This window comes from Planomonospora antibiotica, assembly GCF_014647955.1.
Lineage (GTDB): Bacteria > Actinomycetota > Actinomycetes > Streptosporangiales > Streptosporangiaceae > Planomonospora > Planomonospora parontospora.
Window position 1 is genome coordinate 1 of the sequence record NZ_BMQE01000137.1, and the last position, 1,299, is coordinate 1,299.

The 1,299-nt window shown below is 65.1% G+C and carries 1 protein-coding gene and 1 pseudogene; both read left to right on the forward strand.

The features are described 5' to 3' along the window. Nucleotides 1–297: pseudogene (locus tag IEZ06_RS35770) on the forward strand (hypothetical protein); the annotation flags it as partial. A gap of 29 nt (nt 298–326) precedes the next feature. After that, on the forward strand, nt 327–1,299 hold a 973-nt coding region (locus IEZ06_RS35775), incomplete at its 3' end, for an IS3 family transposase (protein ID WP_189241103.1).

Below are 1,299 nucleotides of genomic sequence, written 5' to 3' on the forward strand. Positions count from 1 at the left end.
GCCCTGCTGCGCAAGGAACGGCTGTACCACTCCCACATCGAGCACTGGAGAAAGCAGGCCGAAAACGGCACCCTGGCCGCCTCGACGGGAAAGCCCGTGCGCAGCGCCGAGGCCGAGGAGATGGCCCTGCTGCGGGCTGAGAACAAGAAGCTCAAGGCTGAAGCGGCCAAACTCGAAGCCCGCAACGAAAGACTCGCCGGCGAGCTGGGAAAGACCAGGACCGCCCTGGACATCGCGGGAAAAGCATTCGCGCTGCTGCAGGACATCTCAAGCAGCGCGGACTCCGGCAAGAGCTGAACCGGATCGTCGACGAGTATTTCCCCGCGATGGAGGAAACCGTCGGAACCGCCCGAGCGTGCGCCGTCCTCGGGAGATCCCGGGCCACGCTGCACCGGCACCGTAACCCCGCCCCGCGCCGGCTGGGCCCGCGTCGCCCGTTCCATCACCCGGCCGAATTGTCGGAGGAAGAGCGGGTGCGCGTGCTGGCGGTGCTGGACTCGCCCCGCTTCGCCGACAAGTCCCCGGGCCAGGTGTGGGCCACCCTGCTGGACGAGGGCGTCTACCTGTGCTCGCAGGCGACCATGTACCGGCTGCTGCGGGAGCGCGGCACGGTAGGAGAGCGCCGCGCCCAGGCCGTCCATCCGGCGAAGAAGAAACCGGAACTGGAAGCCGACGGCCCGAACCAGGTGTGGTCGTGGGACATCACCAAACTGAAAGGCCCAACGCGCGGCGTCTATTATCTGCTGTATGTCATCATCGATATCTTCTCTCGTAAAACCGTCTGGTGGGAGATCTGGCCGACGGAGAGCGGGGTCCTCGCCAAGGAGTTCATCGAGCACGCGATCGAGGCCAACGGCGGGGTCGCCCCGGAGGCGATTCATGCCGATCGGGGTACGTCGATGACGTCGAACACCGTCTCTGGCCTGCTCGCATTGCTGGGAATCGATCAGTCTCATTCACGGCCGCGCATATCCAATGACAACCCGTATTCGGAAGCGCAGTTCAAGACGCTCAAGTATTGTCCGGCATTCCCTGGCGTGTTCGGTTCCATCGAAGACGCCAACGTCTTCTGCGGGCAGTTCTTCCAGTATTACAATAACGAGCATCGCCATTCCGGGATCGGCATGCACACTCCGGCGTCCGTGCACGACGGTTCCGCGGTCGAGATCCACGCCCGGCGGGTCGCGACCTTGAACGCGGCCTTCCTGGCCCACCCTGAGCGGTTCCGCGGCCGGCGGCCCTGTCCGCCGCCGTTGCCCTCACGGGTATGGATCAACAAGCCGTCAACGGCTCCCGAAG